Source organism: Bradyrhizobium sp. STM 3557, from assembly GCF_045571465.1.
GTDB lineage: Bacteria > Pseudomonadota > Alphaproteobacteria > Rhizobiales > Xanthobacteraceae > Bradyrhizobium.
The window spans coordinates 6,841,243-6,857,857 of record NZ_CP120697.1; the positions used below are offsets into that span (position 1 = coordinate 6,841,243).

Annotated in this window: 21 protein-coding genes; 13 read left to right on the top strand and 8 right to left on the bottom strand. The window is 61.1% G+C overall.

Going from position 1 to position 16,615, the window contains the following annotated elements:
- Nucleotides 1–32 precede the first annotated feature (32 nt).
- Entirely contained in the window at nt 33–809 is a 777-nt protein-coding gene (locus P6U24_RS31705) for an ATP-binding protein (protein WP_407156350.1), read from the bottom strand.
- 12 nt (nt 810–821) lie between these two features.
- Entirely contained in the window at nt 822–1,196 is a 375-nt protein-coding gene (locus P6U24_RS31710; protein WP_407156351.1) for a helix-turn-helix domain-containing protein, read from the bottom strand.
- A gap of 242 nt (nt 1,197–1,438) precedes the next feature.
- Here P6U24_RS31710 and P6U24_RS31715 point away from each other — a divergent pair, with 242 nt between their 5' ends.
- The 9 genes from P6U24_RS31715 (at nt 1,439) to P6U24_RS31755 (ending at nt 6,727) form a co-directional block, all read left to right on the top strand.
- Nucleotides 1,439–2,149 (top strand): XRE family transcriptional regulator, encoded by a 711-nt coding sequence (locus P6U24_RS31715; RefSeq protein ID WP_407156352.1) that lies wholly within the window; start codon nt 1,439–1,441, stop codon nt 2,147–2,149.
- 96 nt (nt 2,150–2,245) lie between these two features.
- On the top strand, nt 2,246–2,641 hold the full coding sequence (locus tag P6U24_RS31720; RefSeq protein WP_407156353.1) for a hypothetical protein: 396 nt from the start codon (nt 2,246–2,248) through the stop codon (nt 2,639–2,641).
- Nucleotides 2,641–2,898: a hypothetical protein gene (locus P6U24_RS31725; RefSeq protein WP_407156354.1), complete on the top strand. Its 258-nt coding sequence runs from the start codon at nt 2,641–2,643 to the stop codon at nt 2,896–2,898. The genes P6U24_RS31720 and P6U24_RS31725 overlap by 1 nt, the downstream gene beginning before the upstream one ends.
- A gap of 16 nt (nt 2,899–2,914) precedes the next feature.
- Nucleotides 2,915–4,069 (top strand): DNA-directed DNA polymerase, encoded by a 1,155-nt coding sequence (locus P6U24_RS31730; RefSeq protein ID WP_407156355.1) that lies wholly within the window; start codon nt 2,915–2,917, stop codon nt 4,067–4,069.
- Nucleotides 4,070–4,106: 37 nt separating this feature from the next.
- Nucleotides 4,107–4,556 carry a hypothetical protein gene (locus P6U24_RS31735; protein ID WP_407156356.1) on the top strand — a complete coding sequence of 150 codons (450 nt, stop codon included), beginning with the start codon at nt 4,107–4,109 and terminating at the stop codon, nt 4,554–4,556.
- Nucleotides 4,557–4,572: 16 nt separating this feature from the next.
- On the top strand, nt 4,573–4,746 hold the full coding sequence (locus P6U24_RS31740; RefSeq protein WP_407156357.1) for a hypothetical protein: 174 nt from the start codon (nt 4,573–4,575) through the stop codon (nt 4,744–4,746).
- A 373-nt stretch (nt 4,747–5,119) separates the two neighbouring features.
- Nucleotides 5,120–5,365, top strand: coding sequence for a hypothetical protein (locus tag P6U24_RS31745; protein ID WP_407156358.1), 246 nt, complete (start codon nt 5,120–5,122; stop codon nt 5,363–5,365).
- Nucleotides 5,366–5,405: 40 nt separating this feature from the next.
- On the top strand, nt 5,406–5,672 hold the full coding sequence (locus tag P6U24_RS31750) for a helix-turn-helix domain-containing protein (RefSeq protein ID WP_407160656.1): 267 nt from the start codon (nt 5,406–5,408) through the stop codon (nt 5,670–5,672).
- Nucleotides 5,555–6,727 carry a tyrosine-type recombinase/integrase gene (locus tag P6U24_RS31755; protein ID WP_407160657.1) on the top strand — a complete coding sequence of 391 codons (1,173 nt, stop codon included), beginning with the start codon at nt 5,555–5,557 and terminating at the stop codon, nt 6,725–6,727. The genes P6U24_RS31750 and P6U24_RS31755 overlap by 118 nt, the downstream gene beginning before the upstream one ends.
- A gap of 321 nt (nt 6,728–7,048) precedes the next feature.
- Here the strand turns inward: P6U24_RS31755 and P6U24_RS31760 are convergent, their stop codons facing one another.
- Together P6U24_RS31760 and P6U24_RS31765 are read right to left on the bottom strand one after the other, a co-directional pair.
- Nucleotides 7,049–7,483, bottom strand: a complete 435-nt coding sequence (locus tag P6U24_RS31760) for a type II toxin-antitoxin system PemK/MazF family toxin (protein ID WP_407156359.1) — start codon at nt 7,481–7,483, stop codon at nt 7,049–7,051.
- A 102-nt stretch (nt 7,484–7,585) separates the two neighbouring features.
- Entirely contained in the window at nt 7,586–8,356 is a 771-nt protein-coding gene (locus P6U24_RS31765; protein WP_407156360.1) for a hypothetical protein, read from the bottom strand.
- A 691-nt stretch (nt 8,357–9,047) separates the two neighbouring features.
- Between P6U24_RS31765 and P6U24_RS31770 the strand changes: the two genes are divergently transcribed.
- Together P6U24_RS31770 and P6U24_RS31775 are read left to right on the top strand one after the other, a co-directional pair.
- On the top strand, nt 9,048–9,317 hold the full coding sequence (locus P6U24_RS31770; protein ID WP_407156361.1) for a hypothetical protein: 270 nt from the start codon (nt 9,048–9,050) through the stop codon (nt 9,315–9,317).
- 302 nt (nt 9,318–9,619) lie between these two features.
- Nucleotides 9,620–9,826, top strand: a complete 207-nt coding sequence (locus P6U24_RS31775; protein WP_407156362.1) for a hypothetical protein — start codon at nt 9,620–9,622, stop codon at nt 9,824–9,826.
- Between the two features lie 148 nt (nt 9,827–9,974).
- Here the strand turns inward: P6U24_RS31775 and P6U24_RS31780 are convergent, their stop codons facing one another.
- Both P6U24_RS31780 and P6U24_RS31785 read right to left on the bottom strand, forming a co-directional pair.
- Nucleotides 9,975–10,466 carry a hypothetical protein gene (locus P6U24_RS31780; RefSeq protein WP_407156363.1) on the bottom strand — a complete coding sequence of 164 codons (492 nt, stop codon included), beginning with the start codon at nt 10,464–10,466 and terminating at the stop codon, nt 9,975–9,977.
- 259 nt (nt 10,467–10,725) lie between these two features.
- Nucleotides 10,726–12,273 (bottom strand): acetolactate synthase large subunit, encoded by a 1,548-nt coding sequence (locus P6U24_RS31785; RefSeq protein ID WP_407156364.1) that lies wholly within the window; start codon nt 12,271–12,273, stop codon nt 10,726–10,728.
- 378 nt (nt 12,274–12,651) lie between these two features.
- Between P6U24_RS31785 and P6U24_RS31790 the strand changes: the two genes are divergently transcribed.
- Nucleotides 12,652–13,191, top strand: coding sequence for a L,D-transpeptidase (locus tag P6U24_RS31790; protein WP_407160658.1), 540 nt, complete (start codon nt 12,652–12,654; stop codon nt 13,189–13,191).
- Nucleotides 13,192–13,259: 68 nt separating this feature from the next.
- On the top strand, nt 13,260–14,024 hold the full coding sequence (locus P6U24_RS31795; RefSeq protein ID WP_407160659.1) for a DUF2927 domain-containing protein: 765 nt from the start codon (nt 13,260–13,262) through the stop codon (nt 14,022–14,024).
- Between the two features lie 200 nt (nt 14,025–14,224).
- Here P6U24_RS31795 and P6U24_RS31800 read toward each other — a convergent pair whose 3' ends face one another.
- Both P6U24_RS31800 and P6U24_RS31805 read right to left on the bottom strand, forming a co-directional pair.
- Entirely contained in the window at nt 14,225–15,364 is a 1,140-nt protein-coding gene (locus P6U24_RS31800) for a M48 family metallopeptidase (protein ID WP_407156365.1), read from the bottom strand.
- On the bottom strand, nt 15,339–16,484 hold the full coding sequence (locus P6U24_RS31805) for a DUF898 family protein (RefSeq protein ID WP_407156366.1): 1,146 nt from the start codon (nt 16,482–16,484) through the stop codon (nt 15,339–15,341). The genes P6U24_RS31800 and P6U24_RS31805 overlap by 26 nt, the downstream gene beginning before the upstream one ends.
- Nucleotides 16,485–16,615: the final 131 nt, after the last annotated feature.

Here is a 16,615-nt window from a genome sequence, read left to right on the forward strand (position 1 = left end):
TCCCTTGGATGCTATGGCGTTGGTGGGAAGGGTTAGGCCGCTTCAGGCACAGGGGGCAGATACTTGGCGAGCGCCTTGTATCCCTCGCCCTTCTTGAACTGAAGTTCGGACGGCATGCCGAAGCGATTGCCGGCGATATGGCTCGGGCGCTCTTCGAGGAACATCCAGCGCGTGCCGCCGCCTTCGGCGTGACGCAGTTCCTTGTTGAAGCCCGCATCGACCTTCTTGATCGATGCCTTGAAGTTGATGAACGCGATCACGTCGCTGTTCGCTTCGATGATGTCGGCCGCATCCTTGTGCAGATTGATGCGATAGCGCGAATACGGGTCAGTCGAGGGCGAGTCGAAACGCGAGATGTCGCAGTGACCGAGTTGCACGATTGCCATCTGACGCTCGCGACGCAGGGTCATGATGCCGTCGATGTATTCGAGGAAGATTTGAGCGGCGATCTTGTATCCCTTGCCGTAGCCGGGGTCCTCGATGCTCTTCCAGCCGTTGCGCGCGCAGGCTTCGGCGCGGATGATGTTTTCCAGGCCAGTCGTTGAGTCGAAGATGGCCGTGCCGAACTGGTGCTCTTCGTTCACGAGTGCGCCGATCGCCTCGCAGAGATCGCCGTAGTTGCGAACTTCGAGGGTGTCCGCTTCAATACCGGCCGGGACGCTCTCGCCTTCCGCCGTCTGAATGAAGATCGGACGCGGAAACTCCGCAGCCAGGGACGACTTGCCGACCTTCGGCACACCATAGATCGTGAAGATCGGCTGCAACTCGGCAGCGGTCTTCTTCTTCAGGCTCTTGAGTGAGATTGCCATTTGGCTCCCCGGTTAGTGCGCGACGGAAATGTCGAGCTTCAAGGTCTTCGCCCATACGAGGCGGTCCACGAGCCGGTAGCCGGTGCGGTTGATCGTCTCGACGGTGACGGAATGGTTTTCGGTCTTGCGACGAATGCGCGAGATGAAGACATCGACGGAATGGGTCGGGCGTCCGTCCTGATCGGCGCCGTACAGGATCACCATCGCCATCGGCTTCGTGACCGTGTCGTTCGAGATGAGCGCGAGGAACAGGTCGCGCTCCATCGGAGTAAGCCTCCATTCCGCAGGAAGAGAGGCCGCAAGGACCATCGACCGACGCATCCCTTCGATGGTTGCTGTGAGCGACGCGACTTTGCCCACAAGTTCTTCCTTCGAGAGTTCGGTCATTTTTATCCGTCGTCGCAGCTTGACATCCGTCAGCTTTGCGGCTTTAAGCCGAATCACCGACAACTTTTCGCTTAAGTGGTTGAACTTTATGTAACGGACGGCGTTGTCACTGTCAACGGATGAAACGGACAAAAATCAGAGCTATCGGTTTTGCATTCGTTTCGCGTGTTGATCCGGGGTAACGCTACTCTTTGAAATGTTTGGAAGATTTGCGTTCGTCAGTTAGAAAACGGATAGACATAATGGTGTTGAGTATTGTTCGGGGGGCAAGAGAAATGGCGAAGGTGACCGCACCACCAGAGCGGAAGCACCGAGTTCATCCGAAGTTGGAAACGATCAAGGAGCGAGTCGAAGAGCGAGTTTTGTCTCTCAAAACTTCTCGGAACGAACTCTCGCGCCGAGCTGGGCTCGGGCTCTCGTATGTGAACGACCTGCTCTCAGGTAAGTCACTCAATCCAACTAAAGAGGGGCTTATGAAGCTCGCCCCAATCTTGGATTGCGACTACGCGTATTTGGTCGGAGACCAGCCAAATCCTAGAAGAAATGGCGCCTCTTCAGAGACTCACGCGGACGATCCGGCCACCAAGTCAATACCTCTATACCAGATCGGCCTAACCGATCCAGACGGCTTCTTTGCGCTCAATGATTCACGTCGAATGAATTGGACCGTGCCAATCAACGACGCGGAGATGTACTCCGTCACGGTTCCAGACGACACTATGGCTCCCAGGTTCCGAGTTGGTGAAGTAGTCATCGTCAATCCAAACAAGCCAGTCGCTCATGGTGGCTTCGCGATTATTCGTCAGACCGACGATCGTGTCGCAATTCGAGAAGTTGTCACAGTCTCGCTCGATAAGATCAGCGTCCGCATGCTTAGCGACGCTGCGATCGTTGATCTTCCTCGCTCTCAGGTAAAATCGCTCCATCGGATTGTCGGATGTTGCGAACTGTAACCTTTCTGCATCATCCGTTATATCCTCTATATCCGTTGACAGAACGGATATAAATATCTATGGTCCGTTGCAGCCTCACGGGAGGGGCAACGGACCATGTCAATCAAACTCGTCATCTTGGAATCGCCCTATGCGGGCGAGGTCAACGCGAACGTCGCCTACGCACGTCGCTGCCTGAAAGACTGCGCGCTCCGCAATGAGAGCGCCCAGGCATCTCACCTCCTCCTCACTCAAGTCTTGAACGACAACGATCCGGCAGAGCGTGAGCTTGGCATCGCGCTCGGCCTCGCTTGGCGCAAGGCTGCCGACTATTCGGTCTTCTATACCGACCGTGGTTGGTCGAAGGGGATGCTTGCCGCATTGGAAAGTTGCCTCGACGAGATGCGCCCCTTCAGGGTCCGCGCGCTCGATGGGAAAGTGCGGCTCCCGTATCCGACCGATCACCTCCCGGTCTTCGTGGTTTCCACTATCGAAGAGCGCGCGGGCCAGTGATGTCCGACATCAGCACGGAAAACCTGACCGCACTTCAGCGCGCCGATGCCGCGCTCGCGCAAGGCGACTCGATGGTCGCGCGTCGGCACCTCGCCACGCTCGACAACTTAGAAGTAGCTGACGAGATCGATGCGCTTATTCGCGCCGGTCTCCACGATGACGCGGTCCACCGCCTCAACCTCTTCATCAACCCGAAATTTCCGTCGCTCGAAGAGTGCATCGCGCACATCGGCGAGCGCCGTCACTTCTATGTCTAATCAGGGGAGACTAACTGTGAAGCTGAAGATCAATCGCGACAAGCTCGCAGAGATCGTGACGCGCGGCGTTTCGAGCGCACCGAAGAACTCACCGGCCATTATCGCGAACAACGCGCGCATCATTGCGGAAGACGGCATGCTGCACGTCGCCACGACCGACTTTCAGATGCAGGTCGAGGCGTCGGGCGAATGCGAATTGAGCCGGGAGGGCTCGACCACCGTCGATGCTGCGAAGCTGAAGCAAGTCGTTGATCGTCTGCCGAAGGGCGCCGAAGTCACGATCGACTTCGACGAAGCCAAGTTCGAGATGATCGTCAAGGCAGGCCGGTCTCGCACGAGCTTCCCCACCCTCGCCGCCGAGGATTGGCCTGCGCGGCAATACAAGGAGGACGGCGCGACGTTCACGCTGGACGGCGCCGATCTGGTCAAGCTCTTCAGCCACACCGCCCAGGAGCTTTCGACGGTCCCCAACTCGGCAATGCAGGGCGTGTTCTTCCACGTCGCGAACGGGCGCCTCGCGGCGGTTGGCACCACAGGGATGATCTTGATCATGTCGTCGGTGCCCCTGCCCGACGGCGCCGAGGACATGCCGCAGGACGGCAGCGGCCGCCCTGGCGTCATCTTGAGCGCCGAGACCGTGTCGCAAATCCTGCGGCTCTTCCGCTCGGCCGAGGAGGTGCAGATCGTCGTCAACGAACATTCGATCTTCGTCTCGACGCCGACGACTCGCTTCTGCTCTTCGTTGCTGCTCGGTACCTATCCGAACTATACGCCGCTGGTCTCGAACCCTTGCGAGACGCGCATCAGGCTCGAACGCGAGGCGTGCGCCAGCGCCGTCGCGCTGCTCGAACCGTTCGCGCTCAAGGATCAGGGCTATCGGTTGCAGTGCGCCGGGTCAGACGAAGGCTTCGTCGTCGCGGTTGGCAGTCAGACCGGCGGCGGTGTTGACGTGGTCGAGGCCGACATCAACGGCGAGATCGCGGCGTTCGGCCTCAACGGTCAGTTCATGAAGACGATGCTCGGCTCATTCAAGGCGAGCACGATTCAGATGCATCCCGATCACCAAAACCGGCGCGTGCTGTTCCAGGCCGAGGACGAGCCGTCGATGATCGGTGTCATCGGCATGATGAACATCTCGACCGAGATGGCAGCGGGTCCGACGCATGACTAGCCACCGGCGCGAGCGGGCTAACCGGCGCACGGTCACAATGCCCGACCGCGTCGGTCCGCATGTCAAGTTGGTGTTCGCGGAGATGGCACGTCTCCGCGTCACTTATGACGAGACTGAGGAAGGTTCTGGCGTCCGCCGCGCTTCGATCAAGGCGTGGCGCCGCAAGAACAAGCCGGGTCTCGAAAGCCTTGAAGCGGTGCTCGGATGGCTCGGCTGGGACTTCGTTGCGGTGCCCCGCGCAAAGACCTTGCCGGACGAAGTCCGCACGGAGCTTCAGCCCATTGCCGACAAGCTCGGCCTCTCAATGCCGCAGACCGTCCTCGCCCTGGTCGAGATCGTCACCGGCATTCACGAACGCTTCCCCTTCCTCCGCGATCCCACCGCCGTCAAGCCGGTGCGGTTCAAGGGGAAGAGGAAGGAGCGCCCCACCGTCCACCCCGATCAACACGCCCTCCTACAGGACTTGCCCTCCGATGCCGTCCATTGATCCGACCACCAAGCAAATGATCGACGCCGCCGTAGCGCGCCACGCTAAGCCAGACATGGACTCGATCGTGCTCGCGTTGCTCGATGCGCGTTTCCGCGCCTTCGAGATCGACATGCGGTTAGATGCCGTGATTGCCGGAGTCCGCGCGGTTCGTGGCACCTTCACCGTCCCGATCTTGGATGTCGCATGAATACTAGCGCGGCAGCTTGGTGACCTTCTGCAAATCAGAAGTTGTGATTGACTCTATGTTCTGAATATCGGAATACCAGAACGAACGAGGAACGAACGATGCGTTCGCGGAGATGGAGAACCTTCTTGGCAGATCGGGGAAATGCGCTCGCGCTCGCTATCGCGTTGAGCAGCGGGGAAGATACAATGCTTGGACCGAGCGACAGCGAGCTTTGCGCTAGGGCGCTACGTTATTACGCTCGCGCTAAACGTCGGCCCGCGCCTATTGCGACGACGATCGCGGCGGCGACGGCCCTGCTGCGAGCCGTTGTTTATGTCCTTTATATCCATTGCAATCGACGGATATACCAGCTAATAGGCCAGACGCAGCCGCTATGGAGACAATTGCCGTGAGCCATTCCCGAGCAGACCGCGTGCGCCAAATCAGGGACGCGCTCGAATGTGGAATGCATCGCGCCGTCGAGATCGAGCGCGCGATACAACTGCTCAGCTATATCGACCAAGTAAAAGCGCTCGGCTCGACCGACGGCCTCATGGACGTGATGCGCGAGGTCGTGCTCGACCAGTACCAGGTCAGAGACATCGACCTGAAAAGGATCGTCCGTGAAGCACGCCAATGATAACACGCCACTCGACACCGTTCTGACTGCGGCCGACGTGATGGCGCGCCTGCGTGTATCACGCAAGACACTCTATCTATTAGTTGCGAAGCATCTTCCAAATGCGGCGAGGATTGGCCGCGAGTATCGCTTCATTGAAGCTGACATAGTTACAATATTTAATGGAATGAGAACGTCATGCGTCTCTACTTGTGGCAGCGCACCCCCACGTCCAACTACATCATCCGGGGGACGGACTTCCAAGGCCGGGAAATCCACGAATCTACAAAAACTACTAACAAGGCGGCGGCAGAAGGTCTCCGCATAAAGCGAGAGAAACAACTGCTTGACGAACAAGTCCACGGCAAAAAGGCCGTCGTGACTTTTGATCAGGCGGTCGAGTCGTATTTGGAAAACGGCGGTTCTCCGCGCTTCCTTGGGACGTTCGATGAAGAGACCGGCAAGTGGTCCGGTCTGATGGCCGAACTTATTGGCGTGCCGCTCCGCTCAATCACGCAAAAACAGATGAACGACATCGGAAACAAGCTCTATCCAGGAGTCCTGCCCGATACATTGAACCGTCAGCTATGGACGCCTTTCATCGCGGTCTGGCGTCACGCCGCGTCGCAGGAATGGGCCGAGCCGAAGATGTGGATCAGGCCGAAGACAAAGTTGAAGGGCACTAACGTCGTCCGGCTGAAACCGAAACGCGTTGGCTCCTATCCGACCGAGTATGAGACGGCGTGGCGCTTCATTAAAGGCTGCGGCGTCGCCAACCAGTGCATCTTCACGATCCTGTTTTACACCGGGCTGCGCCCCATAGAGCTCTTCGTCATGGAGACCACGCAGGTCAACGTGCCCGCTCGGTGGATCACTCTGCCGAAGTCGAAGATTGGCGAGGCTCGGGGTGTGCCGATCCATGAAGCGTTGGTGCCCATGTTGACCGACATGGTCGAGAACCGGCCGGGTAAGCTTGTCCGCACATGGGAAAACGAACCGTTCACGGTCTATGATGACAACGGCGGCCAGATGAAGAAGGCCATCGCAGCGGCCCGCCTGCGGACGCACGTCTTCGACGTGGCTCCCTACACCGCGCGGCACACCGTCTCGACGGAACTCGTCGTCAAGAACGTCCACCCCTACAAGAAGGACCAGATTCTCGGGCACGTCGCCGACGACATGAGCCGCCATTACACCCACGTCCCGCAACCCGATCTGATCGAAGCCATTAATAAGCTGCCGACCATTCAAGAATGGTTGGATCAAGACTGGATGAAGGAGCCGGTCAAGCTGGTCAGTCGCCGGGCGAAAACGTTGAAGAAAACCGAGCGCGAGGCCGGGATGCGAGCCCTCAAGGAATGGTCCGCGCGTCGCATTGCTTAAATCGGTTCAGGCAGCGTTGAAATGAGGCGCTGCTCATAAATTGTGCTTTGCGTTGGCTCGGGCTTTCTCCGATTCCATGCTGCAATGCAGCAATCTCGTTACCTCTGCAGGGTAACGCTCGGCTTACGTGAGCATAATCGAAAAGCTACATGAAACGACCAAAGGGGCCCCCTTGCGAGGACCCCTTGGCTAAGTAGCTCCCAATGGGAAACGGACACCCTCTCGGGGCCGCGAGTGGGACTATAACTATAATAACCAAGGGAAAGTTGCAAGGAAAATCGCTATCACCAAAGATAACATCCCGCAGCATTGTCAAACGGACTAAACGGTAAGTTTAGGCAGCCATTTGAACAACAAAGCCAATATAGGATCAAATTCACTGACGGGAAGACGTCGAATACCCTTCTTGTCGGGCGTAAGACGGCTCACTGCCACCGTCGTTGGCTTATCACAAATCACCCAGGATCGTTCTCCATCAATCGTTGTCGCCAATTCGAGTGCCCAAGGGTTCCCGGTCTGCGCTTGAGAGGAGCAAGGAAGTACCGTTACGGCGCCCGAAAGTATGTTTTTGAAAGAAATAATGAGAACCGGCCTGGTCTTCCAGAACTCTGGCAGGTGGGAATCCTGCGGAAAATCGCACCAGTAAAGTTGCCGGATGGCCGGCGCGGCCTTAATCCGCGGCGGAACCCTCGGTGGCTTTTCCTCCACCGATGCCGTGACCACAGTCGTGAAGGTCTTTTCCAGAACGATCTTCATCTTGCCAAACCGTGAGAACGCTTGTTCAAGAAACTCATTTTTCTAGTGTACTGAGCGACCCTTAATCAGATGCTAAACAAGTAAGGTCATGTAAATCCACAACTAACCTGACGGTCGATCCTTATAGATCAACTTAAAGCTGCCCTCCAAAAGCTGCAACCAAAGCGCTCGTTCAGCCTCAGGCCAAACTTCACCGGACCTTGGCAGACGCGCTAAGAGCCCCGCGATAATCGGATCAATGGGCGGCTGATTCCCTCCCCCGGCCCCATTGCCGTTCCCCAGATCGTCATCCCTCGCCGGGGCCCGCTCCTCCTGCGGCGACAAGCCCGGCTTTACGAAACGTCCCGTGCTAGCGTCGATGAATCCCGCATAAGTCGCCGATTTCACGAACGTTTGGCGAGCCCGCTCTTTTTGCCTCGGCGATATCCCCATCTGCTCCATCTGACGCTCTATTGCCGCCGGTGGAGGAAGAATGTGACCTTTGCTTTGTTCGTACATCCGGCTGAACAATTCCGGGGATAGAAACGCCTGTACGCGAGCGCCGCGCTCCGCCCCCGATCCTGTCAGGGCATCGCGACCGAGCTGGGTAATGCTCGCGCGGCCCTGGCCGGTATCGATGAGCCCGAACATCTTCGCCGCAGAAATGCGCGTCCTGAACGTCCCTCCGGTGGCGCTCTGGTTCATCCAAGCAGCCAGCTCACCCTGATCGCAGGCAGACGATCCAACTCTCGCGAACAAGGTCTGAGCAAGCTCAACGCAGCTTTCGAGATCGGCATACGGAAAACTCAGCTCGGATCTGAACCGCTTGGGCTCTTCCGTGGCCGCAATATCGGCTGCCGCAATGTCGGCCGTCGCATTAATGCTGTCTGTCATTGGGCACCTCCTGCCCTTTTGCGGGCATTGACGACGCGCAATATGATCATATCCGCAGACATTGTCAACTTTTTTCGTGACCTTACCACGCGTAACAACTTTTCCCATGGAAACAGTAGAAATACGGATGGTCTCTGGGAATCCACTCTCAAGACCGACGCTCGGCCGAGAACACGACGGGTCGCAGGGCCGATCGGCTTTGTGGCCGAGAGAACAGCGGTGTGGCTTAGCTGAGCGAAGTGTCAGGTTCCGCCGTGCAAAAGCCGCGCAGCCCTTGGCGAAGAGCCCCTAAGCTACTGATCTTTCTACAAGACAAGCTTTGACCCGCAGCCTTCACACGGGAGAGGTCCAAGGTTCGATCCCTTGTGCGCCCACCATCAAAACCCTTGTTTTCTAGCGCTTTTCGCATCTCTCGCGTTTTCCCGCCCGGCAGTTGCAGGCAGGACAGAGCCGAAACTCGGCAACAGGACTCGTGGAAAATCCGTGGAATGTGTTCGCGGCTCGTTCGCGTTGCCGCTTTGGTCGCGAGCTTCCCAATCGAGCGGCTCCCCTTCTGTCGCGATGTCGGGAATCAAGCTCCGTTGGTCCGGCGTGGCTCAATTTCGGCTTTTCCGGCGGAAAGACATGCGGCCGATCGCAGAAGTAATGCCGATCGCCAAGCGCGCTATCGGCATACTGGTCGATCATCGCGATGATCGTTGCGACATGCTCCGGGAATTCGCCTTGCCGCATCTACCTGCTGCACCCGTTCATTTTCCGATTTGCGCTGATCGGAAAATCAGAGTTTGCCGCTGTTCCGGAGTTCGCCGCGCGCCTCGTTTTCTTCGTCGCGATCGCAACGGCCTTCGCCTGGCTCACCTACAAAATCGTCGAGGTGCCCTCGAAGGCCTGGCTGCGGCAAGCGTTCCGGAGCCGGCGCCACCGCGACGGTGCAGTCGCCGGCACGGCCCCTGCGGAGTGATCGACCGGATCTCGCGAGAGACGCAAGTGTAACCATCGGCGCTCCGCCAAGGGTGTCCGCTACCCTAAGCTGAAAGACCAAGCACCGCGCCCGGCCGTGGCGCTCCGCTCACCTTCATCCTGCGCATGGCGCCCTGCATCGCACCGATCGATCACATAACCCGCCCAGTTCGCGCCGAGACGGCCGCCAAAGCGGCTTTTGGATGGCCGGTTCCTCACAAAGAACTGATCACTGCGACGGAACGTCGCAAGCAAAGTTCCGTTATGGTGCGCTCCGTTCAAACCCACTGGAGGTTTTTTGCAATGCGTAAACTCATCATCGCCACCGCCGCCGTAGCCCTGCTGTCTTCGAGCGCCTTCGCCCAGTCGACAGACAAGGCCGGCGCTGCCGGCACGTCGGCCACGAGCGGCGACACCATGGGCAAAGGTGACGGCATGAAGATGAGCAAGAGCAAGAAGGCGAAAAAGTCAAAGAAGTCGTCGTCGTCGGAAGGCGAAGAGGCCAAGTGAGCCTCTAAGTGAGCCTCCCGCAGCAAGCTCCATGTCGCTCGCACCCGCGCGGCGACCCGAAGCACACGACTTAAAGGCATTGACCTTGCAGACTTGGCCGCCCCTCACAGGGGCCGGCCTTTTTTGCCGTGTGGCCGGCGCGTGATCGCTACAGCCGGTCCGCAAGCCACGCCGACAATTCCGCCTCACGCCGGCCGCCGACATAGACCTCCGCGCCGGTCACGCCGGTCCGGCCGAGCGTCAGCAGCACGCCGCAGGCAAAGGCGAACCACAGATGCGGATCGGTCAGCGCCATCAGCTTGTGCAGGTCGTGCTGCAGCGGCTGGTGATTGGTTGATTTGCGCACCTCGACCGCGAGCAGATGCTTCGGCACGCTGCGCCGATGCACGATGATGTCGGGGTAGACCGATTTACCCAGCGTGTCGTCGGTCGAGACGATGCTGCCGCGCGGCAGCAGCATGGTGCGGTCGCCGAGTCGGCTGTAGTCGCAATCGACGTCCCAGCCGGGGAAATGCCGCTCGATCTGTACGGCGAGCCTATGGGTCAGCGTGCGCTCGCCGAGGTCGCGCTCCAGGATGAAGCGCTCGCGCATATAGAACTCCTGCAATGAGGAGATCAGCCGGCTGAGCTCGGAGTGCATACGCCCCAAAAACGCGACAACGGAATCGATTCGCCAGCATAGCATACGATCGGTGGAGGATCGCCGATCGCAGCATCAATCGCGCCTTTTGCCATATCCGCTGTCGTCCCGGCCTTGAGCCGGGACCCATACGCCGCGGCGGCCATGGCTTGAGCGCGGTACTGGTCGCCTGCCCATTTCAGGGATCACGCGGTATGGATCCCGGGTCCGCGCTTCGCTTGCCCGGGACGACACTGAATGCGTGGTTGGCAGCCCGCAGCTACATCTGGACTTCGATCAGGCGCGGGCCTGCTTCGGCATTGGCTTCGGCGAGCGCCTTGTTGAACTCGTCGGCGGTGGTGACGGCGCGGCCCGGAACGCCCATGCCCTTGGCCATCGCAACGAAGTCGAGCGTCGGCCGGTCGATCTTGAGCATGTCCTGGGCGCGCTGGCCGGGCTCGCCGGCGCCGACGCCGTCGAACTCGCCGCGCAGAATCTGGTAGATGCGGTTGGCGAACACGATGGTGACGACGTTGAGATTCTCGCGCGCCTGGGTCCACAGCGACTGGATCGTGTACATGGCGCTGCCGTCGCCGACCAGGCACATGACCTTGCGGTCCGGACAGGCCACCGCAGCCCCGGTCGCGACAGGGGTGGAGAAACCGATCGAGCCGCCCATGTTCTGCAGCCAATCATGCGGCTTGGCTGCGGCGGTCGGCGGGAAGAAGCCGCGCCCGGTGGTGATGGATTCGTCGACGATGATCGCGTTCTCGGGAATCGCGCACGCGATCGCCTGCGCGATCGAGCTGTGGTTCAACGCGCCGGTCGGCTTGATCAGCTCGGCGAGCTTTTGCGGCTGCACGTCGGAGGCCTTGGCGCCGAGATGATCCGCGAGCGCCTCGAGCGCCGCCACCGAGTTCTCGCCCCAGGCGGTCATGCGGTGGACCTCGGTGCCCTCGGCCTTCAAGATGCTCGGCTTGTTCGGATAGGCGAAGAAGGCGACGGGATCGGCGGCCTCGACCAGCACGATGTGCTTGTAGTTCTTCAGGATCGGCAGCGCCTGCTCGATCACGTAAGGGATGCGGTCGATGGAGAAGCGCCCGGCGCCGCGCGCCATGCGCGGGTGATAGGTCTGGCCCATGACGCGGCAGCCGGTCTTGCCGGCGATGCGCTGCGCGAAGGCGAGGCCCTGCTCTGTCAGCGCGCCGGCGGTCATCAGCACCAGCGTCTCCGGACCATGCGCGTGCAGGATCTTCGCGGCCTTCTCCACCGCCTCCGCCGAATAGGTCGGACGCTGCGCATCCGCCGGCACCGCGGCGATACCGTCGGCCTCATTCCAGGCGGTATCGGCCGGCAGGATCAGGGTCGCAATTTGCGGCGGCGCGCTTTTCGCGGCCGCAATCGCGGCGGCGCCATCTGCGGCAACCGCCTTCGCGCTCGGCGAGGTCCGCACCCAGTCGGACATCGGCCGCGCCAGGCCCTCGATGTCGGAGGTCAGCGGCGCATTGTAGCCGATGTGGTAGGTCGCGTGCTGGCCGACGATGTTGACGATGCCGGAGCGGGCTTTCTTGGCATTGTGCAGGTTGGCAAGCCCGTTGGCCAGGCCGGGGCCGAGATGCAGCAGGGTCGAGGCCGGCGAGCCCTTCATGCGGAAATAGCCGTCGGCGGCGCCCGTCACCACGCCCTCGAACAGGCCGAGCACGCAGCGCATGCCCTCCACCCGGTCGAGCGCGGCGACGAAGTGCATCTCGGAGGTGCCGGGATTGGTGAAGCAGACGTCAACACCACCCGCGACCAGAGTCCGCACCAGACTTTCCGCACCGTTCATCATTTCGCTCCCGCTCGCATCCGGCTTGTCTTCAAGGAACTTGAGATCAATCATTGTTCGGAGGCGCAGTCAAAGGGGGAAGCCGCATTGCAGCTACCACCGCGCGGACGATGGCGGGACTTGGCTGGCGAGACTTGGCCAGCCGGGACTTGGCCAGCGGGGACTTGGCCAACGAGCTTGTCTAACAAGTCGTGCCGCGTCACGCGGGGAAGGTCCAAGCAGGCCCCGCAGGCGAGCTTCCCGGTCACGGCATCAAGTGGAAATGCCTGGCCTCACGCTGCCGTGGGTTGCGCAACGCGCCATTTATGGACATTTTCGACAGACGCTGAACTTCGCGGGGGAAATACGATGATGATGCGGGTCTTGGGTGCGGCGGCGATGATGGTGGCGGCAAGCAGCGCCGCGCACGCTCAGTTCTACGGTGATACACGCGACGTCATGTACGGCGGCCCGAATTTCTTCCAGGGCGGCGTCAGCCCGATTCCGCGCGAGATAGTGATGTACCCGACCAACTACGCGCCGGGCACCATCGTGGTGAACACCGCCGAGCGGCGGCTCTATCTGGTCCTGGGGGGCGGCGAGGCACTGCGCTACGGCATCGGCGTCGGCCGCGACGGTTTCCGCTGGGGCGGCGTGCATCGCATTACCGCCAAGAAGGCATGGCCGGCCTGGACGCCGCCGCGGCAAATGCTGGCACGCCGGCCAGACCTCCCGCGGCACATGGAAGGCGGCATCGAGAATCCGCTGGGCGCCCGCGCGCTCTATCTCGGCTCGACGCTGTATCGCATTCACGGTTCCAACGAGCCCGAGACCATCGGCCAGGCCGTCTCCTCGGGCTGCTTCCGCATGACCAATGAGGACGTCACCGACCTGTACAACCGGGTTTCGGTCGGCGCCACGGTGATCGTCAAGAACTAATACAGATGGCTCAAAGCCTGTGGGCCGCGCCATGGCGTGGCCGAAGCTGGTCGATCGTTCGGGCGGTCATGATGGCCGCCCTCCTGCTTCCGCTCACCGCCCCGCAGCTGCGGGCCGGCGACATCCCCTCCGTCGCCGCACGCCAGCGCGCGGAGAAGAAGAGCTTCACCGACGCCGAGATCACCGAGGGCTTCTTCAAGACCGCCTTCGGCGCCGAATATCATCTCGCCGGCCGGGTCGACCGCATCCGCAAATACGACACGCCGGTGAGGGTATTCGCCGATGGCCGCCGCGCTGACCGCAAGGCACAACTCGCCAAGATCGTCACCGACATCGGCGCCAAGATCCAGCATCTCGACATCGCCATGAGCGAGAGCGGCGAGGACGCCAACATCCACGTCAAACTGGTGCGCGACCGCGATCTCTACCACACCATCAGCGAGGCCTATGGCAGCGAGCGGGCGCACGAGATCAAGACCTCGCTCGACCCGCAATGCCTGTCCGGCTTCCGCAAGAACGACGCCTACGAGATCGAGCACTCCGACGTCATCCTCACCGTCGACAATGGCGATTTCGTCTTCCTCGACTGCGCCTATGAGGAGCTCCTGCAGTCGCTCGGCCCGATCAACGACACCTCGACCGTGCCCTGGACCATGTTCAACGATAACGTGTCGATGGGCTTCTTCGACGTCTACGACCAGTACATCCTCAACCTGCTCTACGATCCCCGCATCAAGGCCGGAATGACGTTTGCGGAGGTCAAGGCGGTGCTGCCGGAAGTGCTCGCCGACGTCCGCGCCTTCGTGAAGAAGACGAACAATCTGCTGGATTGATAGCTTCAGATTGATGAGCTGGCCGCACCTACAAGCTCAACTGTCGTCCTGGCGAACGCCGGCAACGAGCATCGTCATTGCGAGGAGCGTTAGTGACGAAGCAATCCAGACTTCCTTCCTGGTTCTGGATTGCTTCGCTTCGCTCGCAATGACAGGAATCGAGGCCCGTCCAATGGTCGCGACAAGCAAACGCGGATCGGCTACTTGCAAATCCCCTTCAGCGCATTCCATTCGTCGGCGCTGAGCAGCGCAGGCCCGGTCGGCGGCCGGTCCTCGGCGCGCATGCGCTGCAGCCGGTCCTCGCTCAACGGATGGCTCGCCAGGATCGAGGGGCGCTTGTCGCCCTCCTTGCCGGTGACGCGGAACATCAACTCGCCCATCGGACGGGTCGGCCGCCCAAGCTTGTGCATCACCTCGATCGCAAAACTGTCCGCATCGTGCTCGGCCTCCCGTGAATAGGAGGCGCTGACCAGTGTCCGCGAGGCGAACAGCGCCGCACCGGCGCCGGTGATGTCGCCGAACAACAGCCCGATCAGGAACGAGCTGCCGCCATTATGGATCAGCTCCCGCACATTGTCGCGGTGCTTGAGATGGCCGAGCTCGTGAGCCAGAACGCCTGCGATCTCGTCCGGATCGCGCGCCTTCTCCAGCAGGCCGCTCAACAGGAAGAATCGCCCGCCGGGAAGCGCGTAGGCATTCGGGATCGGCGTATCCAGAACCTGCGACTTCACCGTCGCATCGAGCCCCGCCGGCACACGCAGGGCTTCGACGAGCTTCGCGAACGCCGCCTGGCCGGCCGCGCCCTTGCAGATCTTGTCGCCGAACACGGTCGTGAGCTGCACCTCGGCCGCCTCGCCGAGATGCCGCTCCATGGTCCGCGGCACCAGCGGCGTAAGCCGGTCGGCCGCGAAGGGAATCGCAAACAACACCACCGCGACGATCGAGGCGGCCGCAGCTACCGACCAGGCCACGATGCGCGCGATGGCGCCGCCATTCAGTTGATTCTCGTCGATCCCGGCGCATCGCGCGACCAGCTCGGCTGCGAGCGCCGGGTCGCGAATCTCGAGCCGGGCCAGCGGCGGGGCCGATCGGCAGCTCACCCTCAAGGTGCCGGTCGGGCTGTCGACCCGTCGGATATCGGAATAGGCCCAGGAGACGAAATTGTCGTCGCTGCGCATGACGAGCTGGTTGACAAGCGCGATGCTCACCACCTGGCGGCGGTTGGAGATGCCGTCGAAATAAATCGCGGGACCGGTGGCCGGGCGCGCAGCGTCGTCCGCTGCGCGATCACCGGGCGCACCGGGACCGTCCGCGTCAGAAGCCTGCGACATCGAGACCATCGGCAAATCCCTCGCCGAGCGCGCTCGCCAGATCGCCCTTAGCCGTGACATTGGCAAGCGCCGCGATTCCGTGCACTTCGACCGAGCCGACTACCCTCGCCCAGATGTCGCGTAGCAGATAGAGCCGCATCACCACGTTGAGCGCCAGCACCAGGGCGACGTAGCCGAGCCCGATCGTCACGAGCAGCGGAATGTTGTCGAGCAGCACCTCCGGCGTCGGGGGTCCGTCTTCGGCGCTCGCCCTGCCGAACTTCGCGGCCGCGCCAACCACGACGCCAAAATAGATACCGGAGACGACCGGTAGCAGCATGAACCAGCCGATCACTTTCCAGTAGAGGCCGTAGAGTGCGCCCGGACGCAGCGTCGATTCCAGATGTGCGCCGCCGAACCGGATGCCGGACAGCCACCAGCGCCACTCGATGGCGCGAAAGCGCGCATAGACGAACGGCAGCAGCGGCAGGAGGACGAGCGAGATCAGCGCGCAGGGCAATAGCCACCAGGCTCGCTTGAAGAACTCCCAGCCCCTGCCCTCGAAGCTGCCATGCAGATCGCCATAATACGAGTGCTGCATCTTGTAGCGCTCGAGCGCCGCTTCGCGCCATGGCCAGGCGAGACCAAGCGTGAGCACGACCAGCAGTGTCCACAGCATCGCACGGCCGGCGTAAGACCAGCCCGAGCCGTCCATCCAGAACCGCACGCCGCGCCAGACCGTGCGCGTCAGCCGGTAGCGGCGCGCACGATACATCGCGAACTGGCCGAAGGCGTAGAAGGCGATCACCAGCGGCACGCCGGCGAATCCCTTCCACCGCTCGGCTTCGACGCTGACCAGAAAATACGCCAGATAGATCGGCACCAGGATCGCCATCGCGAACAGGAAGCCGATCAGAAGCTCCTTGCCGCGACCGGTATATTCGGCGGCGTCGCCGTCGACGACGGTGTTCGTCCACAAATGCCTGCGGATATCGGTGGCAAGCCAGAAGCGATAGAAGCCGAGCGTAACGAGTTCCAGCGCCGCGCCGCGGCTGACCAGCTCCAAGAAGGCGCGACGTTCACCGGAGAACGCGGTGGAGGCTGCCGGCAGCGGGGGCGGCGACTGCGGCACGAAACTCAACTGATTCACGACTGGAATCCTCCTGTCCGGTCAAATTGCCGGCAAAGAGCAAAGCTCAGTGGTCTGTCTCCATGACGCGTGTCACGGTTCGATGGTAGGGGGCGCTTTCTGAATGGCCGCCGAATATTTCTCGATGATTT

Bases quoted from the DNA above. Each gene is read 5' to 3' on its own strand.
- P6U24_RS31705 (WP_407156350.1), bottom strand. From the start codon at position 809: ATGGCAATCTCACTCAAGAGCCTGAAGAAGAAGACCGCTGCCGAGTTG.
- P6U24_RS31710 (WP_407156351.1), bottom strand. From the start codon at position 1,196: ATGACCGAACTCTCGAAGGAAGAACTTGTGGGCAAAGTCGCGTCGCTC.
- P6U24_RS31715 (WP_407156352.1), top strand. From the start codon at position 1,439: ATGGTGTTGAGTATTGTTCGGGGGGCAAGAGAAATGGCGAAGGTGACC.
- P6U24_RS31720 (WP_407156353.1), top strand. From the start codon at position 2,246: ATGTCAATCAAACTCGTCATCTTGGAATCGCCCTATGCGGGCGAGGTC.
- P6U24_RS31725 (WP_407156354.1), top strand. From the start codon at position 2,641: ATGTCCGACATCAGCACGGAAAACCTGACCGCACTTCAGCGCGCCGAT.
- P6U24_RS31735 (WP_407156356.1), top strand. From the start codon at position 4,107: ATGCCCGACCGCGTCGGTCCGCATGTCAAGTTGGTGTTCGCGGAGATG.
- P6U24_RS31740 (WP_407156357.1), top strand. From the start codon at position 4,573: ATGATCGACGCCGCCGTAGCGCGCCACGCTAAGCCAGACATGGACTCG.
- P6U24_RS31745 (WP_407156358.1), top strand. From the start codon at position 5,120: ATGGAGACAATTGCCGTGAGCCATTCCCGAGCAGACCGCGTGCGCCAA.
- P6U24_RS31750 (WP_407160656.1), top strand. From the start codon at position 5,406: ATGGCGCGCCTGCGTGTATCACGCAAGACACTCTATCTATTAGTTGCG.
- P6U24_RS31760 (WP_407156359.1), bottom strand. From the start codon at position 7,483: ATGAAGATCGTTCTGGAAAAGACCTTCACGACTGTGGTCACGGCATCG.
- P6U24_RS31765 (WP_407156360.1), bottom strand. From the start codon at position 8,356: ATGACAGACAGCATTAATGCGACGGCCGACATTGCGGCAGCCGATATT.
- P6U24_RS31770 (WP_407156361.1), top strand. From the start codon at position 9,048: ATGATCGTTGCGACATGCTCCGGGAATTCGCCTTGCCGCATCTACCTG.
- P6U24_RS31775 (WP_407156362.1), top strand. From the start codon at position 9,620: ATGCGTAAACTCATCATCGCCACCGCCGCCGTAGCCCTGCTGTCTTCG.
- P6U24_RS31780 (WP_407156363.1), bottom strand. From the start codon at position 10,466: ATGCACTCCGAGCTCAGCCGGCTGATCTCCTCATTGCAGGAGTTCTAT.
- P6U24_RS31785 (WP_407156364.1), bottom strand. From the start codon at position 12,273: ATGAACGGTGCGGAAAGTCTGGTGCGGACTCTGGTCGCGGGTGGTGTT.
- P6U24_RS31790 (WP_407160658.1), top strand. From the start codon at position 12,652: ATGATGGTGGCGGCAAGCAGCGCCGCGCACGCTCAGTTCTACGGTGAT.
- P6U24_RS31795 (WP_407160659.1), top strand. From the start codon at position 13,260: ATGATGGCCGCCCTCCTGCTTCCGCTCACCGCCCCGCAGCTGCGGGCC.
- P6U24_RS31800 (WP_407156365.1), bottom strand. From the start codon at position 15,364: ATGGTCTCGATGTCGCAGGCTTCTGACGCGGACGGTCCCGGTGCGCCC.